General features: G+C 63.2%; 16 protein-coding genes and 1 tRNA gene. 11 read left to right on the forward strand and 6 right to left on the reverse strand.

Translation table 11 applies throughout. The features are described 5' to 3' along the window. The first annotated feature begins 239 nt into the window (after window positions 1–239). From LB545_RS26675 to LB545_RS26705, 7 genes are all read left to right on the forward strand, one after another. On the forward strand, window positions 240–1346 hold the full coding sequence (locus LB545_RS26675) for an ABC transporter substrate-binding protein (protein WP_140522419.1): 1107 nt from the start codon (window positions 240–242) through the stop codon (window positions 1344–1346). Between the two features lie 64 nt (window positions 1347–1410). After that, window positions 1411–2325 carry an ABC transporter permease gene (locus tag LB545_RS26680; RefSeq protein ID WP_140496302.1) on the forward strand — a complete coding sequence of 305 codons (915 nt, stop codon included), beginning with the start codon at window positions 1411–1413 and terminating at the stop codon, window positions 2323–2325. Then, window positions 2322–3113: an ABC transporter permease gene (locus LB545_RS26685; RefSeq protein ID WP_140496301.1), complete on the forward strand. Its 792-nt coding sequence runs from the start codon at window positions 2322–2324 to the stop codon at window positions 3111–3113. The genes LB545_RS26680 and LB545_RS26685 overlap by 4 nt, the downstream gene beginning before the upstream one ends. 16 nt (window positions 3114–3129) lie before the next feature. Continuing rightward, window positions 3130–4194 carry an ABC transporter ATP-binding protein gene (locus LB545_RS26690; protein ID WP_140496300.1) on the forward strand — a complete coding sequence of 355 codons (1065 nt, stop codon included), beginning with the start codon at window positions 3130–3132 and terminating at the stop codon, window positions 4192–4194. A gap of 128 nt (window positions 4195–4322) precedes the next feature. Beyond that, a complete protein-coding gene (locus LB545_RS26695; RefSeq protein WP_224706082.1) occupies window positions 4323–5873 on the forward strand; it encodes a cation:proton antiporter in 1551 nt (516 codons plus the stop codon). 108 nt (window positions 5874–5981) lie between these two features. Then, a complete protein-coding gene (locus LB545_RS26700) occupies window positions 5982–6890 on the forward strand; it encodes an endonuclease/exonuclease/phosphatase family protein (RefSeq protein WP_224706083.1) in 909 nt (302 codons plus the stop codon). Between the two features lie 7 nt (window positions 6891–6897). Continuing rightward, a complete protein-coding gene (locus LB545_RS26705) occupies window positions 6898–7743 on the forward strand; it encodes an EamA family transporter (RefSeq protein WP_140496297.1) in 846 nt (281 codons plus the stop codon). Here LB545_RS26705 and LB545_RS26710 read toward each other — a convergent pair. Continuing rightward, on the reverse strand, window positions 7730–8965 hold the full coding sequence (locus tag LB545_RS26710; RefSeq protein ID WP_224706084.1) for an MFS transporter: 1236 nt from the start codon (window positions 8963–8965) through the stop codon (window positions 7730–7732). The two genes, LB545_RS26705 and LB545_RS26710, sit on opposite strands and share 14 nt — an antisense overlap. A gap of 227 nt (window positions 8966–9192) precedes the next feature. After that, entirely contained in the window at window positions 9193–9480 is a 288-nt protein-coding gene (locus LB545_RS26715; protein WP_224706085.1) for a hypothetical protein, read from the reverse strand. A gap of 198 nt (window positions 9481–9678) precedes the next feature. On the opposite strand from LB545_RS26715, the gene LB545_RS26720 reads away from it, so the two are divergent. Beyond that, window positions 9679–10011, forward strand: a complete 333-nt coding sequence (locus tag LB545_RS26720) for a hypothetical protein (RefSeq protein ID WP_140496294.1) — start codon at window positions 9679–9681, stop codon at window positions 10009–10011. A gap of 685 nt (window positions 10012–10696) precedes the next feature. Here the strand turns inward: LB545_RS26720 and LB545_RS26725 are convergent. Next, a tRNA-Val gene (locus LB545_RS26725) sits at window positions 10697–10771 on the reverse strand. 116 nt (window positions 10772–10887) lie between these two features. Beyond that, a complete protein-coding gene (cpdR, locus tag LB545_RS26730) occupies window positions 10888–11250 on the reverse strand; it encodes a cell cycle two-component system response regulator CpdR (protein WP_006199474.1) in 363 nt (120 codons plus the stop codon). A gap of 164 nt (window positions 11251–11414) precedes the next feature. Here cpdR and LB545_RS26735 point away from each other — a divergent pair, with 164 nt between their 5' ends. Both LB545_RS26735 and hisN read left to right on the forward strand, forming a co-directional pair. Next, window positions 11415–12356, forward strand: a complete 942-nt coding sequence (locus LB545_RS26735; RefSeq protein ID WP_140560300.1) for an N-formylglutamate amidohydrolase — start codon at window positions 11415–11417, stop codon at window positions 12354–12356. A gap of 383 nt (window positions 12357–12739) precedes the next feature. Then, window positions 12740–13513 carry a histidinol-phosphatase gene (hisN, locus tag LB545_RS26740; RefSeq protein WP_140513691.1) on the forward strand — a complete coding sequence of 258 codons (774 nt, stop codon included), beginning with the start codon at window positions 12740–12742 and terminating at the stop codon, window positions 13511–13513. 24 nt (window positions 13514–13537) lie between these two features. On the opposite strand, the gene LB545_RS26745 is transcribed toward hisN, so the two are convergent. Together LB545_RS26745 and LB545_RS26750 are read right to left on the reverse strand one after the other, a co-directional pair. Then, on the reverse strand, window positions 13538–13981 hold the full coding sequence (locus tag LB545_RS26745) for a hypothetical protein (protein WP_224706086.1): 444 nt from the start codon (window positions 13979–13981) through the stop codon (window positions 13538–13540). A gap of 304 nt (window positions 13982–14285) precedes the next feature. Next, complete coding sequence (locus LB545_RS26750; RefSeq protein WP_140496289.1) at window positions 14286–15266, reverse strand: alpha/beta fold hydrolase; 981 nt, start codon at window positions 15264–15266, stop codon at window positions 14286–14288. A 470-nt stretch (window positions 15267–15736) separates the two neighbouring features. On the opposite strand from LB545_RS26750, the gene LB545_RS26755 reads away from it, so the two are divergent. Then, on the forward strand, window positions 15737–16204 hold the full coding sequence (locus LB545_RS26755) for an Hsp20 family protein (RefSeq protein ID WP_140496288.1): 468 nt from the start codon (window positions 15737–15739) through the stop codon (window positions 16202–16204). Window positions 16205–16262: the final 58 nt, after the last annotated feature.

The following is a 16262-nucleotide window of genomic DNA, read 5'->3' on the forward strand; positions in this document are numbered from 1 at the left end:
ACCGCTTTAAGGGTACAATTGATCTGGAAAATCAGGGGCAACCAAGGGGAAAGGGTGAAGTGCAAAGCAAAAAGTAATTAGCCGGAAAATTAAGTGATGGCTAATTGCTACAGTCGATTAAAAGGAGTTAACTTTCGTGCTGCCAGCGGTGGGGTTTCATAAAGCTTTCATCTGGCTGTCACACGAAAACGATACCGCATCGCAGGCGTCCAACGGCGTCAGTTCAACGGAGAGAACACATGTTCAAATTCACGGGGAAAGTGCTTTCCCTTTCGGCCGCGGCGCTGTTTGCGTCGACGGTGATTTCGTCCGCGGCTCCGCTGGACGATCTCGTCAAGGCCGCGAAGGCGGAAGGCCAGCTTACCACCATCGCGCTGCCGCATGACTGGTGCGGTTACGGCGACGTCATCGCCGGGTTCAAGGCGAAATATCCGGAAATCACCATCAACGAGCTCAATCCCGACGCCGGTTCGGGCGACGAGGTCGAGGCGATCAAGGCCAACAAGGACAATAAGGGCCCGCAGGCGCCCGACGTCATCGACGTCGGCCTGTCCTTCGGCCCGACCGCCAAGGCCGACGGCCTGCTGATGCCCTACAAGGTGTCGACCTGGGACTCGATCCCCGACAGCGCCAAGGATGCCGACGGCGCCTGGTACGGTGATTACTACGGCGTTCTGGCGATGATGGTGAACAAGGATCTGGTCAAGGAATCGCCGAAGGACTGGGCCGATCTGCTGAAGCCGGAATTCGCCAATTCGGTGGCTCTCGCCGGTGATCCGCGCGCTTCGAACCAGGCCATCCAGGCGGTCTATGCCGCTGGTCTTTCGAGTGGAGCCGCGGCTGGCGAAGCCGCGGGCACCGCCGGCCTCGACTTCTTCAAGAAGCTCAATGCCGCCGGCAACTTCGTACCGGTCATCGGCAAGCCGGCGACACTCGCCCAGGGTCAGACCCCGATTCTGATCAACTGGGACTACAACGCGCTCGCCGGCCGCGACACGCTGAAGGGCAACCCGCCGGTCGACGTCGTCGTGCCGAAGACCGGCGTCGTCGCCGGCGTCTACGTGCAGGCGATCAGCGCCTATGCGCCGCATCCGAACGCAGCCAAGCTCTGGATGGAATACCTCTATTCAGACGAAGGCCAGATCGGCTGGCTCAAGGGCTATTGCCACCCGATCCGCTTCAACGATCTCGCCAAGAACGGCAAGATCCCGGCGGACGTGCTGGCCAAGCTGCCGCCGGCGGAAGCCTATGCTTCGGCGGTGTTCCCGACGCTGGACGAGCAGGGCAAGGCCAAGGAAGCCGTCACCAAGAACTGGGACTCCGTTGTCGGTGCCAACGTCAAGTAACAGTTGAAATCCACCGGGCGGCTTCGCGGCCGCCCGGTTCCCCCTCGAAGACGGTAGCCGGCGCATGACCGATCTCTCGCTTTCCAATCACGATGCCGCAGGCAAGACTGCGCCGCCCGCGGAGGCACGCGCATTGCGATTGCCGACGCAATGGCTCGGCGTCGCACCGTTCTTCATCTTCGCCATCATGTTCCTGATTTTGCCCACGCTCTATCTGATGCTGGGCGCGTTCCAGAATGATGCCGGCGAATTCACGCTCGAAAACATCGTCGCTCTGGCGCAGCCGTCGATCGTTGCCGCTTACTGGATATCGATCAAGGTTAGCCTGGCCTCGGCGCTGATCGGTGCTTTCGCGGGCCTGGCCATCGCCATCGCCATCGTGCGCGGCGGGCTGCCGGACTGGATACGCTCGGCGACCCTGACCTTTTCCGGCGTTGCCTCCAATTTCGCCGGCGTGCCGCTGGCCTTCGCCTTCCTCGCCACGCTCGGCCGGCTCGGTCTTGCCACGGTGATCCTGAACACCGTGTTCGGCCTCAACATCTATGCCCACGGCTTCAATATCCTGTCCTTCTGGGGCCTGACGCTGACCTATGTCTATTTCCAGATCCCGCTGATGGTGGTCATCATCACGCCGGCGATCGATGGCTTGAAGAAGGAATGGGGTGAAGCTGCCGCCACGCTTGGCGCGACCACCGCGCAATATTGGCGCATCGTGGTCATCCCGGTGATCTGGCCGAGTTTTCTCGGCACCGTGATCCTGCTTTTCGCCAACGCCTTCGGGGCGATCGCCACCGCCTATGCGCTGACCGGCTCGTCGCTCAACATCGTGCCGATCCTGCTCTACGCGCAAATCCGCGGCGACGTGCTGCACAATGCCCATCTCGGCTACGCGATCGCCTTCGGCATGATCGTCATCACCGGCCTGGCCAATGTCTTCTACATCTGGTTCCGGACCCGTTCCGAGAGGTGGCTGAAATGAAGTCGGGCAAATTCTGGGCCTGGGTGGTCTTCATCCTCGGCGCGGCCTATTTCTTCATCCCGCTGATCGCGACGGTGGAATTTTCCATGCGCATGCGGCGCGGCGCCTATTCCTTCGACGCCTACCGGATCGTGCTCGGCGACGCGCGTTTCCAGGCGACCTTCCTGTATTCGGTGGTCGCCGCCATCTTCACCATCATTCTGGGTGTGCTGATCGTGGTGCCGGCGGCCTACTGGATCCGATTGCGGCTGCCGCAGCTCAGGCCGATCGTCGAGTTCATCACGCTTTTGCCGTTGGTCATTCCGGCCATCGTCATCGTCTTCGGCTATATCAGGATGTACGGCTCGAATTCACCCTTGCCGTTCCTCGGGTCCGATATGGGAACCAATGCCTTGCTGGTCATCGGCTATGCGACCTTGGCGCTGCCCTATATGTATCGTGCCGTCGATACGGGGCTCCGAACCATCGACGTGCGGACGTTGACGGAAGCGGCCCAGATCCTCGGAGCCGGCTGGGGCACGATCATCACCCGCGTCATCCTTCCCAATGTGCTGATTGCGGTGTTGTCCGGCGCCTTCCTGACATTCGCCATCGTCATCGGCGAGTTTACGATGGCGAGCTTGCTGAACCGGCCGGCTTTCGGCCCGTATCTGCAGAATGTCGGGGCCAACCGCGCCTATGAGCCGGCGGCCCTTGCCATCATCGCCTTCGTCATCACCTGGGGCTGCATGTCGCTGATCCAGATCCTGTCGCGCTTCGCGCCGAAATCGGCTAATCGTCCGAACTGACCCGAAAGAAAAAGCCATGGCCGAGCCATTCCTCTCCATCCAGCATGTGCGAAAATCCTTCGGCGCCACCACTGTTGTCGAGGATTTCAATCTCGATGTCGAACCGGGCGAGTTCGTCTCATTCCTCGGCCCGTCAGGCTGCGGCAAGACGACGGTGCTGCGCATGGTCGCCGGCTTCGAGGAGCCGTCGGCCGGCAAGATCGTCGTCGGCAGCAAGGACATCACCAGGCTGAAGCCGAACCAGCGCAATGTCGGCATGGTGTTCCAGGCCTATGCACTGTTCCCGAACCTGACCGTGGCGCAGAACATCGGCTTCGGACTGAAAGTCGCCGGCATGTCCAGGGCTGATATCGATGCCCGTGTCGCCGAAATGCTGGGCATCATCAAGCTGCCGCAGATGGCCGACCGCTATCCTTATCAGCTCTCGGGCGGCCAGCAGCAGCGTATCGCGCTGGCCCGCGCCATCGCACCGAAGCCGAAGCTCTTGCTGCTCGACGAGCCGCTGTCGGCGCTTGATGCCAAGGTGCGCGTCTCGCTGCGCGAGGAAATCCGCTCGATCCAGAAGAAGCTCGGCATCACCACCATCTTCGTCACCCATGACCAGGAAGAGGCGCTGTCGATCTCCGACCGCATCGCGGTGATGTATGGCGGCAAGGCCGAGCAGGTCGGCACGCCGTTCGAGATCTACAACCGGCCGGCAACCAAGTTCGTCGCCAATTTCGTCGGCACGCTGAATGTGCTGGAAGGCACCGTCACCGACGCGGCGTCGGGCAAGGTCCGTGTCAACACCGAGGAAGTCTCGCTCAAGGGCAGGCTCAACGGCTCGAAGTCCGGCGATACGCTGTCATTGGCGCTGCGGCCGGAAGCCATTTCGCTCGGCCGCCAGCCCGGCCGCGATTCAAGCCTGTCCGGCGAGATTTCCGAAGTGCACTTCCTCGGCTCGGTGATCCGGGTCCGGGTCGGCATCGGCGGCAACACCGTTTCGCTCGACACGTTCAACAGTTCGACGACGCCACCGCCGGCCGTCGGTGAGAAGGCGGAGATTTCCTTCTCGTCGGGCGACCTGCTGGTGCTGCACTGACGCGGCCGAAGCGCCCTGCCGATCCGGCCACCGGTCCAGTTGCCGGACGATGCACTCCTATTGGACAATCAACAGCATCCTGCCGCTTTGCCACTGCCAAGAGCTCCGCTTCGCCGCTACGATGAGCCATGGCGCTATTTGAGTTCACCCTTGTCCTCCTGCTGATCGCCGTTGCGCTGACGGCGCTGTCGCGGCGCCTGCAGGTTCCTTACCCCGCCTTGCTGGCGCTGGCGGGCGCCGGCCTTGGCTTCCTGCCCGGCGCGCCGACGATCGAGATCGATCCGGAACTGGCGCTTGCGCTGTTCATTGCGCCGGTGCTGCTCGACGCGGCCTACGACACATCGCTGCGCGATCTTAACCGCTACAGGCTGCCGCTTGTGCTGCTGGCGCTTGGCGCGGTCGTTTTCACGACCGCCGTCGTGGCACTGGTCGGCTGGAAAATGGCCGGCCTGCCGATCGCTGCCGCCATAGCCCTTGGCGCCATCGTGGCGCCGCCGGACGCGGTTGCCGCGAGCGCCGTGCTCGGGCAGTTCAAAGTGCCGCACCGCATCACGGCCATCCTTCAGGGCGAAAGCCTGCTCAATGACGCCACCGCGCTTTTGATCTATCGCATCGCGATCACCGCCGCCGCCGGTCCCGTTCTTTTGGGCAGCGCCGTTCCGATGGTCCTGCTGTCGACCATCGGCAGCCTGGCCGCGGGCTATCTTCTCGGCCGCCTATCCCAGGCGATGCTTGGACTTATCGAAGATGCGGCGAGCGGCACCGTCGTGCAGTTCGCCGGGACGTTCGGCGTCTGGATCCTGGCTGACAGGCTGGGGCTCTCGGCCATCATCACCATCGTCGTCTATGCCATGACCATCGCGCGCACCGCACCGCGGCGCATGTCGGCCAGAAAGCGCGTCAGCTCCTATTCCGTCTGGGAGACGGCGGTGTTCGTGCTTAACGTGCTGGCTTTCGTGCTGATGGGCCTGCAGGCGCGGCTGATCGTCGGTCGCCTGGCCGAGCAGGGACAGTCCGAGGCATTCCTGTTTGCAGGGACGATCCTGGCGGTCGTCATCGTTTCCCGCCTTGCCTGGGTGCTGGGCTGCGGCGCCGTGATCCGATGGCTTGCCCGCTTCGGCAATGCGGAGCAGCGGCAAGAGGTGCCGTCGTTTCGCGGCGGGGTGCTGATCGGCTGGTGCGGCATGCGCGGCCTGGTGACGCTGGCGGCTGCCTTCGCATTGCCGGCGGACTTCCCCGGCCGCGATCCGATCGTGCTCACCGCCTTTTGCGTGGTGCTGGGCACGCTTGTCCTGCAAGGCATGAGCCTGAAGCCGTTGCTGCGCCTGCTTCGTCTCGAACCGGATGAGACCATAGACCGCGAGGTCGCGCAGGCCCGTGTCGCCATCATGCAGGCGGCCCTCGACATTTTGAGCGGCAAGACCTCGACCGCGGCGGCGGCGGTGCGCGAGCAGTATGCCGCACAGCGCAAGGTCGCCAAGAACCCCGACGACGCCCAGGCAGCAACCGAGTACGACCGGCTGCGGCTCTATGCCATCAAGCGCCAGCGCGACGCGCTGGAAGAACTTCGCCGCAACGGGACGATCGGTGACGAGGCCTATCACCGGCTGGAGGAAGAAATCGACTGGTCGGAGCTGGCGGCTTCCCCGGCGGGACGGTTCCAGCCGCTGACGACCTAGGCGAGGCGAGGGGCTTTTGCGTCGTGGCCCAGCCGGACCGCCGCGGCGGTCCATTGCAAGGTCGCCGTCGAAACGGTACTGCCGTCACCAAACTGAGCCGGATAAGCAATGAAGCTGGTCAGCTACAATATCCAATACGGGTTCGGCAGCGACGGCCTCTACGATCCGGCGCGCGCCGCGCGCATTGTTGCCGGCGCCGATATCATCGCCTTGCAGGAGGTCGAGCGGCACTGGCAGCGCAGCAATTTCGACGACCAGCCAGAGCTGCTTTCGCGGCTGCTGCCGGACTATCACTGGGTCTACGGCCCGGCCTTCGACATGGACGCCAGCGAACAGCGCGACGGCCGCATCGTCAACCGGCGCCGGCAGTTCGGCACCATGGTGCTGTCGAAGCTGCCGATCGTCTGGTCGCGGCTGCATGCGCTGCCGATGCGCCGCACACTGCGGCCGCTCAACACCCGCAACGCGGCGCTCGAATGCATGATCCGCACGCCGGCGGGTCCGGTGCGGGTGCTTTCATTGCATCTCGCCCATGTCGCGGCTGAAGAACGGCTCGAGCAGATCGACTATCTGCTTGCCGAGCATCGCCGGGCGCCCTCCGATGGGGGGCCGTGGAGCGGCGCCGACGACGAGCCGGCGCGCAATTGGAGCAATGGCGAGCCAGAGCCGGAGAACCCGCTGGCGGCGATCTGGATGGGCGATTTCAACATGGAGCCGGGCAGCGCCGAATACCGCCGCATCGTCGGCGGCACGCCCTATTATCGCGGTGCCGCCTATCTGGATGGGTTCGTCGATGCCGCTGCCGTGGCGATTGAACCGGCGGATGACTTCCACACGCATGAGAAGATCATCGACGGCAGGCTGGCAAAGCGCCGGCTCGATCATTGCTTCGTCGGCGGCCTGTTTGCCGGTCGTGTGCGCTCGGTCAGCTCGGACATTGGCGAAGTGGCTTCCGATCATTTTCCGGTCAGGATCGACATCGATCTCGAAACGCCCGCCGGCCCCGGAGGCGGATGAGGCCCAAATGACGCTTTTCGTCTTCTTCGCGGTGCTTGCGGCGGCCGCCATGCACGCGATCTGGAATGCGCTGGTCAAGGTCCATCTCGACCGCTTCCTGTCGATCACCCTGATGACGCTTGGCATGGGATTTGCCGCGCTTTTCGCACTTCCCTTCGTCGAGGTGCCGAGGGCGGAAGTCTGGCTCTATATCATTGCCTCCGTCGTCTTCCACATGGGCTACCGGACCTTCCTGATCGGCGCTTACCAGGCCGGCGACTTCGCCCAGACCTATCCTCTGGCGCGCGGCACCGCGCCCTTGCTGGCGGCGCTTGGCGGTATGTTCGTGGTCGCCGAAGTGCCGGCGCCGCTCGCCATTCTGGGTATTCTTTTGCTGTCGGCCGGCACGCTGGTGATGTCGTTTCGCGGCGGCGCGCATCTGGAACGATTGAACCTGCGCGCGGTGGGCTTTGCGCTGGGGACCTCGATCTTCATCGCCAGCTACACACTGTCCGACGGCAGCGGGGCGCGGCTGGCGGCCACGGCGCAGAGCTATGCCGCCTGGCTGTTCGTGTGCGATGCGCTTGGAGCGCTGGTGCTGTGCCTGATCTTCCGTGGCCCGCGGGCCTTGCCGGTGCTGGCGCGCGACTGGAAAGCGGGGCTGTTCACCGGCGTGCTGAGCGGCGCTGCCTACTGGATCGTCATGTGGGCGATGACCAAGGCGCCGATCGCCTCGGTGGCATCGCTGCGCGAGACCTCCATCCTGTTCGCCATGGTGATCTCGGTGTTCGCGCTCGGCGAGAAGATGACAGGCTGGCGCGGCGCCGCCGCGCTCAGCATCGTCGCCGGCGTCGTGGCGCTCAGACTCGGCTGACGTCGTGGTCCAGCACGGTCATCACCTGGCCGCGCCGTTCCGGACTGAAGCGGATGACGATGATGATGCAGACGGCGACCACGCCGGCGAATAGCGCCAACGCGTAGCCATAGCTGCCTCCGGGAGCCTCGGCTATGCCCGCCTGATAGGGACCGCCATAGGAGGCTGCGAGATTGCCGGCCTGGTAGATGAAGCCGGGCAGGGTCGCGCGCACCGCGCCGGGCGAGAGCTCGTTGAGGTGGACCGGAATGACGCCCCAGGCGCCCTGGACCGCGACCTGCATGACGAAGGCGCCGATGGCCAGCATGAAGGGCGTCGAGCTGTAGGCCCATAGCGGGATGGACGGCAAGGCAATCAGGCAGGCGAGCGTGATCGCATTGACGCGGCCGATCTTCTCGGACAGCGCCCCGAACGCCAGACCGCCGACGATGGCGCCGATGTTGGCGACGATGGTGATCCAGCTCACCGTGTGCGGGTCGAAACCATGCTGCTTCTTCAGGAATGTCGGGTAGAGATCCTGCGTGCCGTGGCTGAAGAAGTTGAAGAACATCATCAGCACCACCGCATAGAGGGCGACGCCCCAGTGCTTTTGCAGCGTCTCCAGCATGCCGGGCCTCGCGGTCTTCCGCGCCTCGACGAAGGCCGGCGATTCCGGAACATGCGAGCGGATGAAAAGGACGATCAGCGCCGGGATGAAACTGAGCAGGAACATGGCGCGCCAGCCGATCGTGTAGCCGCCGACCGTCTGGTGATAGAGCAGGCCATAGACGACCGCCGCTAGAAGGTAGCCGGCCGGATAGCCGCATTGCAGGATGCCCGAGACCATGCCGCGGGCGCTGGGCGGGATGGATTCCATGGCAAGCGAGGAGCCAAGTCCCCATTCGCCGCCCATGGCGATGCCGAACAGTGCGCGCAGCGCCAGGAATATGCCGAGATTGGGTGAGAAGGCGGCCAAAGCGCCGATCACGGAATAACTGACGATGTTGAGCATCAGGATGGGCTTGCGCCCGAATTTGTCTGCCAACGTGCCGAAGAAGAACGCGCCAATGAAGCGCGTCGCAAGGGTCAGGAAAAGCGCCTTTGACACCGCCGGGACGTCGGTCTGGAATTCAGACGCAATGTCGGTGAGCAGGAATGTCAGAAGGAAGAAATCGAAAGCATCGAGCGTCCAGCCCAGGAATGAGGCAAGGACGGTTTTCTTCTGCTGCGAATTGAGCTTCAAGGCGTTCCTCCTGATGTCGAGGAACGTTATCGCGTCGAGGCGAACAATCGTCAGTCACTTTTCAGAGAACTTGGTCACGTTTGCGTAGGGGGTCACCGAGTCCACAGCCGCATTCATTGGACGCCCGCCGGCCGAAGCCGACGGCCTATCAGCCCAGCAGGTGGTTCCAACTGACGCGAGGCACCTGGAGGCCAAGGTTGCGAGTCGAGACATCAGCGGCAATGCGGTCAGCAACCTTCCGTCGTCGTTTCCATCTGGCCAGGGGCCGCGGACTTGGCGCTGGTTTCCTGCTGACCGGGAGCTGACTCCTTGGCGCTGCCTGTCTGTTGGCCCGGTGCGCAATCCTTGGCGGAGTTGGAGTTGGTCGACTTGGTCGTGGTCGAGTCCGTGTTCTGATCCGTCGGCATCGTTGTCGTCGTGGAGGAGGAGCCGCTCGACGTCGTATTGGTCGATTGCGCCAGGGCAAGGCCGCCGGAAAGAATCATTACGACGGAAGGGAGAAGAAGTCGTTTCATCATTCACTCCTGGTGAGTATCCCTTCGGCCGCATAACAAGGGAGTCGGCGAACGCTTCCGTGGAGTATCTGGCGCCGTCGCCGTGGCATCAACGTGCCGATTGTGGTGCGTCGATGACGACATACGGCCCGGCCCGGCCCGGAACAAAGAAAAGCGCCGTTAGTTTCACCCGCAGGGCACTCAAACAGAAGGACGAGCATGATGAAAATGGCTTTGGTAATCGCGCTTGCGGTGTCGTTTTCTGCGGGCTCTGCAATCGCGGCATGTCCGGACAAGTCGGCTGCCAACACGGGCGCCGACACCCAACAGACTGCCGGTATTTCGAAAGATGGTACCCACGCGCCCTTGGAAACTCCGAAGGCCAAGGATAGTGCCGGCAAACCGGCCGCCAAGGATGGCAGCACAATGCCGTTGGCGGGGGCGGAAGGCGGCGGTGACAAGAATCTCGCAACATCGCAGCAGGATATCGAGGCGCAGCAGCATGGCGGCAAGACCGCGGCGGCAAAGGCCGACGACAGCTGCAATGACTGACGACGGAACAGGGCCGGAGCGGTTGTTGGCTCCGGCCTTTTCATCAAGTCTACAGAAGAGCCGGCCGGACGGAGCCAGCGGGGCCTCGACGGACCGCGAGTGTTTGCCTTCAGCAGGTAGAGCTATGCCTTGGACGAGGCGGCCTCAGAGTTCCGCGTCGTTCGATGGCCGAAGGGGAAGAGGGAGCCAAACGAAGAGCACTCCTCCGCGGCCAGGGCTATGATCATTTCATCGATTCTCTCAACCGTTTCTCTACTCACGTGATCATCGCCATGAAGGCACTGACGCGCGCGCTTCAGGTGTCGTCGTGCGGCCTCGAAATCGCTGCCCATCCGTTCCTCCCGCTTAGAGAGACTCCAGATTTGAACAGTTCACTCCTTTAAGAAAGTCACCCGAAAGAGCGATTCGGTCGGCAATTGGAGGTAGATGCCCAAAACGCAGAAACCCCGCCCCGCGAGCGCAGACGGGGCTATTGAGCCGACGGAGCGCGGAGGGAAGCGTGCCGCCTAATCTCTCACGGCGCTGGTTGTTCCGTTCGGCTTTTTCTTGATCCGCGTCGGGCGCAACACACAAGCTGTCACGGATCGGCCGCATCGGAATACTCAAGGGCACCATTCAGGAGCTCAGTGGGCGTTTTGTGCCGTTTCTGTGCCAATCGGCCCAAGAAGCTAAGTCTTTGAAAGGATGGTGGGCGTGACAGGGATTGAACCTGTGACCCCTGCAATGTCAATGCAGTGCTCTCCCGCTGAGCTACACGCCCATCCGAAGCCGCGCATACACCATTTTTGATCCGGCGCGTCAATAGCAGGAAAAGGGAAAGAAGGCTCCGTTTTGCCGCACCGGCCGATAGTCGCCGATGCCTTGGGCAAAAACGGCTCAGGCCGCCTGCAGCATCTTCTCGACCTCGTTGACGAGGTCGCGCAGATGGAACGGCTTCGACAGCACCTTGGCGTCTTTCGGCGCCTTGGAATCCGGGTTCAGCGCAACGGCGGCGAAACCGGTGATGAACATGACCTTGAGGTCGGGATCGATCTCGGTGGCGCGGCGGGCCAGCTCGATGCCGTCCATCTCCGGCATGACGATATCGGTCAAAAGCAGCGAGAACGGTTCCTCGCGCAGCCGCTCATAGGCACTGGCGCCGTTGTCGAAGTCGCTGACCTGGTAACCGGCGCGCTCCAGCGCCTTGACGAGGAAGCGACGCATATCGTCGTCGTCTTCCGCCAGAAGAATGCGTGCCATGATATCCCGTCCGAATCACCCGCCCGGACTCTGCCGAAAGGCAGGGCCGTTAACCATCCTGTATATGAGGAGGCGAGGGTAAACATCAAGTGAACGAGGCGCGGCATAATCCGCATTCGCAAAGGCGGTGCCGGCGCCGAAATGCTGGACATGCGGCCGTCAAGGTGGCACTTTCATCCCATGATGCATTGGTGTTTTCGGGTTCGTTCAAATTGAAGACGGCAGCCGAGGATTTTTCGGTCGTTCCCCCCTTCGAAATCCGGTCGGGCGCCGAGCAGCGCGTCCCCTTCCTCTTCAACTCACCCCACAGCGGGCGCCATTATCCGGAGCGCTTCCTCGCCATGGCAAGGCTGGACCGCAACGCCATTCGCCGGTCCGAGGACTGCTATGTCGACGAGCTGTTCGGCGGCGCGGTGGCGCTTGGCGCGCCGATGCTCGCGGCTAATTTCCCGCGTGCCTATCTCGACGTCAACCGCGAGCCGTGGGAACTCGATCCGCGCATGTTCGCCGAGCCGGTGCCATCCTTCTGCAACATCCGTTCCGCACGCGTGGCCGGCGGGCTCGGCACCGTTCCGAAGCTGGTCGGTGAAGGCCTCGACATCTACTCCGGTCGCCTGCCGCTGGCCGAAGCGGTTGCCCGCATAGAGGCCGTCTACAAACCCTATCATGAGACGCTGAAACGGCTGTTGACGCGAACCCACGCGCGTTTCGGCTTTGCCGTGCTGATCGACTGTCACTCCATGCCGGCGAGCATCCGCGTCGGAGACAGCGGCCTGCGGCCCGATTTCATCATCGGCGACCGCTTCGGCATCTCAGCCACCGCGGCATTGACCGAGACCGCGATCGGCCTGCTCAACGCCATGGGCTATACCGTCGCCCACAACAAGCCCTATGCCGGCGGCTTCATCACCGAACACTACGGTCGCCCGGCGCGCCATCTCCATGCGCTGCAGATCGAGGTCAATCGCGGGCTCTACATGAATGAGCGCACATTCGAGAAAGCGGCCGGTTTCGATGCGCTGACCGACGACCTGGCGCGATTTTCGGCCGACCTGATGGCCATGCCCGACCACCATTTCATGGATCTGCCGCTGGCCGCGGAGTGAATAGATCCTGGTTTCATTAGATGGCGCCATCCTCAACCGCCGCATAGTCTTGGGCGACATGGATCGGGATTGGCGGGGATTGGAATTGGCGGCGAAAAAAAGACCGCATCGTTCGCACGATACGGTCGAAGTCTAGGGAGGAAACGCCCAAGGAGGGCATGGACAGGAAACCCTGTCCGAGATCAAGGGTATGGTGCGCTGCACAAATGTCAAGCGACCTACCGGCTTTTTTAATTCAGAGTGATGTGGAAATTGCGTTTCGGTGGCGCCGGCGTGTTATTCTGGCAACAGTCGGCGCGGCGAAAAATCCTGGAACGCCCTTGTCTTGGCGCGAAACTGGCGGCACACGTGGGCTCGGGCATGCTGCAATGCGGGAGAATCAGTTGGACATCAGCATCGATTTCATGCGCCGCATCGCGCAGGCGGCGGCAGCGGAAACCTTGCCGCGCTTCCGCAGCCAGGGCGCGGTCGCCAACAAGGAAAAGGGCAGCTTCGATCCAGTCACCGAAGCCGATCGCGAAGCCGAGCGTGCCATCCGGGCGCTGATCTCGGCGCAATATCCGGACCATGGCATTCTCGGCGAGGAACATGGAAGCGAGAATATTTCCAGCAGGCATGTCTGGGTAATCGATCCGATCGACGGCACGCGCGCCTTCATCTCCGGCCTGCCGGTGTGGGGGACGCTGGTCGGATTGACGGTGGAGGGCGATGCCGTTGCCGGATTGATGTCGCAGCCCTTCACCGGCGAGCTCTTCTACGCCAACGCCTCCGGCTCCCATTATGAGGGGCCGGGCGGGCCGCGCAAACTGGTCACACGCAAGACGACGAGCCTTGCTGAAGCAACGCTGTTCACCACGACGCCGGCGCTGTTCAAGGGCGAGGCGCGCCTGCGCTACGACCAGTTCGAGAGGCAGGTGCAACTCGCCCGCTACGGCACCGACTGCTACGCCTTCGCCATGGTCGCCGCCGGAAGCGTCGACATCGTCGCCGATCCCGGACTGAAGCCCTATGACATCGTGGCGCTGATTCCCATCATCGAGAAGGCGGGCGGCGTGGTCACCACCTTCGACGGCGGGCCGGCCGAGAATGGCGGCGACATATTGGCGGCGGCGACGCCCGAACTCCATGCGGCGGCGATGGCGGCCCTGCGCGGCTGAGCATCGGTTTGGCCGCGATGCGCTTTAGGCGTCCGAGAGAGGCAGGCCCCATAGAATGAGCGCGAAAGCGATGAGGCCGGTCGGCGCGGACGAATAGGCGATGGCTTTGATCGCGTACTCCTGAAAGGCGCTTCCATGGGCGGCTCCTGCCGCCAGCGGCATCGTCTCGTTGCCGGCCCCCCAGAGGCTGGCCATCACATAGGCTGCCAGGATGGCCAAGGCTGAATAGATCAGGAACCAGAACGCAATCCGCGACATCGCGACGCCGAGATTGAGCCTGGACCAGACTAGACCCAAAACCAGCAGCAGGACGCCTTGCAAGGCACCGAGCGTGTGAACCGACAATCCGAGCCGCGGTGCGGCGAGGTATGGGATGGCGAACCCTTCGACTGACGAAAACAGCAGGAGGGCGATGCCGAGCTGCAGCAGGCGATGCCCCTGGCGTGGCAGCGTGTCCGATGCGTTCATGGCCGCTCCTCCCGATCCGTCGACTGACCTCTGCGGACGGTAACTAGCGCCCGGCGCCGGAACGGGAACCAGGCGTCGAGCTGTCTCCGGCCGAACGGCCGAATTGAGAAGCATGCATAGCCGTTAAACCTGCCGAGGCGTCGGCGCGATCATCGTCCGACATTGATCCGTGCAAGACGGCGTGCTGGGAACGGGCGTTGTCGGCGGATAGCGGGGCGACCTGGGGGGCCAACCGGATTATGGAATTTCGCCAACCAGGCATGAGCCGGCGCCGGACCGGCTCCGGTCTCGGCAATACGCGCCATCAGGCCGTCGGGTCGTCGCTGCCGGGAATGAAAGCGTCGAAGGCGGCGAGGAATTGCTCGCGGTAGATGTCGGCCTCCTGCAGGATCTCGTGACGCGCGCCGTCGATCATGAGCAGCGAGCCGAGGCGCAGACGCCTGGCATAGGCTTCCACGGCCTTGGTCGAGACGACCTGATCGGCACCGGCGGCGATGACCAGCAGGGGGACCCGGATGCGGGCCATGAATTCGGGATCGCTTACCGCTTCCGCGGCTTCGGCAGCCGCTCTCAGCCAGCGGATCGTCGGGCCGCCAAGCGCCAGTTGCGGGTGATCCTCGTAGATCTTGGTGTTGCGGCGGTAGCGTTCCGGATCCGTCGTTACCTTGTTGGTGTCGAAGGGAGCGGTAACCTTCGGCCGCGGCCCCCAGGCGGCGTAAAGCCGGCCAAGGCCCAGGGCACAAAACAGCGAACAGACGCGGCGGACCGTCCGGATCGAGACCGGCAGGTCGGGCAAGGTGAAGAACGGCGCGATCAGCACCATGCGCCGCACGCGGTTGACCATGGAGGGCGAAGCAAGCAGCGTGATCACGGCGCCGGCCGAATGGGCAAGAATGTAGTACGGCCCGCGGCAGTCCGGCAGCACGATCTCCTCGAAGAACTGTTCAAGGTCGGCCGTGTGGTCGCGGAAGGACCTGATATAGCCGCGCTGGCGATCGCGGATCAGCCGGTCGGAGCCGCCTTGGCCGCGCCAGTCAAGCGTGGCGACGCCAAAACCGCGCGCCGCAAGATCGCGAATGGTTTCGAAATATTTCTCGATGCACTCGTTGCGGCCGGACAGCAGCACCACGGTGCCCTTCATCGGGCGGGCGACCGCGGCGAACAGGCCATAGCGTATCTTCTTGCCGTCGCGTGCCGTAAAAAAGCCGCCGGTGGCGTTTTCCGGTCGCGGGTTGCCCTCAGTTTCATGAAAAAGGGGAATTTCGTGAAAAAGGAGATCCGTCATTCGGCGCTTCGTGCTCGGCGTCTCGCATGCCTGCCTGTCGTGGCCGGCCTCGCCAAGGTTGATAGCCGTCCATGGGCCAAAAGCAAAGGAATTCCGGGAGGCGTCGGATCGGCAACAGGGAAGGCCGGAAGCCGCTATGAGCGCGCTTCCGGCCCCTGTCGATCCGGGAGGAAGGGACGTTGCACCCGGTTCGGCCTCGTCGCGGCGCCCGGTCCATGCAAATCCGGCGCCGCTTGTCCTTGATGTCGAGAGCAGTCTAGCGGCGGCTGTCTGAACGCGCGCAAAAGCGCCGGTTCATCTGCCGTTCATCCTCGATTTTTGCCGGGAGGCAAAATCTTGAAATGGCTTTGCCCGCTCCCCAAATGTGGATTGCGGCCGCCAATGTCGGGGCCGCTGGTCAAACCGGAACGCCGCTCACGGGTTTCGCACCGGCCAAACGCAAACCTTGTTGCTCAACAGGAGAACACACCATGCGTCACGTTGATTTTTCCCCGCTCTATCGCTCGACCGTCGGCTTCGACCGTCTCTTCACCATGCTTGATTCCCTTGCGCAGCCCGACGGCGCGCAGACCTATCCGCCCTACAATATCGAGCGCACCGGTGAGGATGCCTACCGCATCTCGATGGCTGTCGCCGGCTTCTCGGACGAGGAGATCTCGATCGAGGCCCACCGCAATGTGCTGACCGTGAAAGGCGAGCGCAAGGATGAGGGCACCGGCGAGGGTTCCGAACTGCTCTATCGCGGCATTGCCTCCAGGGCCTTCGAGCGCCGCTTCCAGCTTGCCGACCACGTCGAGGTCGTGGGCGCCACGCTGAAGAACGGCCTGCTCTTCGTCGACCTGAAGCGCAACATCCCCGAGGAACTGAAGCCGCGCAAGATCGCGATCACTTCGGCTCCGGCCAAGGCCAAGCAGATCGAGGCCAAGACCGCTGCGTAATCCCTAAGTCTCCTCCCGAGACGGAAGCGGCCCCCCAAGGCGCCCCCTGTTTTTTTTT

Origin of the sequence: Mesorhizobium sp. BR1-1-6, from assembly GCF_020165355.1 — a bacterium.
Classification (GTDB): Bacteria; Pseudomonadota; Alphaproteobacteria; order Rhizobiales; family Rhizobiaceae; genus Mesorhizobium.

What these genes read in the sequence shown, in the direction of transcription:
- LB545_RS26675 (WP_140522419.1), top strand. Translation starts at nt 240, where the DNA reads ATGTTCAAATTCACGGGGAAAGTGCTTTCCCTTTCGGCCGCGGCGCTG.
- LB545_RS26680 (WP_140496302.1), top strand. Translation starts at nt 1,411, where the DNA reads ATGACCGATCTCTCGCTTTCCAATCACGATGCCGCAGGCAAGACTGCG.
- LB545_RS26685 (WP_140496301.1), top strand. Translation starts at nt 2,322, where the DNA reads ATGAAGTCGGGCAAATTCTGGGCCTGGGTGGTCTTCATCCTCGGCGCG.
- LB545_RS26690 (WP_140496300.1), top strand. Translation starts at nt 3,130, where the DNA reads ATGGCCGAGCCATTCCTCTCCATCCAGCATGTGCGAAAATCCTTCGGC.
- LB545_RS26695 (WP_224706082.1), top strand. Translation starts at nt 4,323, where the DNA reads ATGGCGCTATTTGAGTTCACCCTTGTCCTCCTGCTGATCGCCGTTGCG.
- LB545_RS26700 (WP_224706083.1), top strand. Translation starts at nt 5,982, where the DNA reads ATGAAGCTGGTCAGCTACAATATCCAATACGGGTTCGGCAGCGACGGC.
- LB545_RS26705 (WP_140496297.1), top strand. Translation starts at nt 6,898, where the DNA reads ATGACGCTTTTCGTCTTCTTCGCGGTGCTTGCGGCGGCCGCCATGCAC.
- LB545_RS26715 (WP_224706085.1), bottom strand. Translation starts at nt 9,480, where the DNA reads ATGAAACGACTTCTTCTCCCTTCCGTCGTAATGATTCTTTCCGGCGGC.
- LB545_RS26720 (WP_140496294.1), top strand. Translation starts at nt 9,679, where the DNA reads ATGATGAAAATGGCTTTGGTAATCGCGCTTGCGGTGTCGTTTTCTGCG.
- cpdR (WP_006199474.1), bottom strand. Translation starts at nt 11,250, where the DNA reads ATGGCACGCATTCTTCTGGCGGAAGACGACGACGATATGCGTCGCTTC.
- LB545_RS26745 (WP_224706086.1), bottom strand. Translation starts at nt 13,981, where the DNA reads ATGAACGCATCGGACACGCTGCCACGCCAGGGGCATCGCCTGCTGCAG.
- LB545_RS26750 (WP_140496289.1), bottom strand. Translation starts at nt 15,266, where the DNA reads ATGACGGATCTCCTTTTTCACGAAATTCCCCTTTTTCATGAAACTGAG.
- LB545_RS26755 (WP_140496288.1), top strand. Translation starts at nt 15,737, where the DNA reads ATGCGTCACGTTGATTTTTCCCCGCTCTATCGCTCGACCGTCGGCTTC.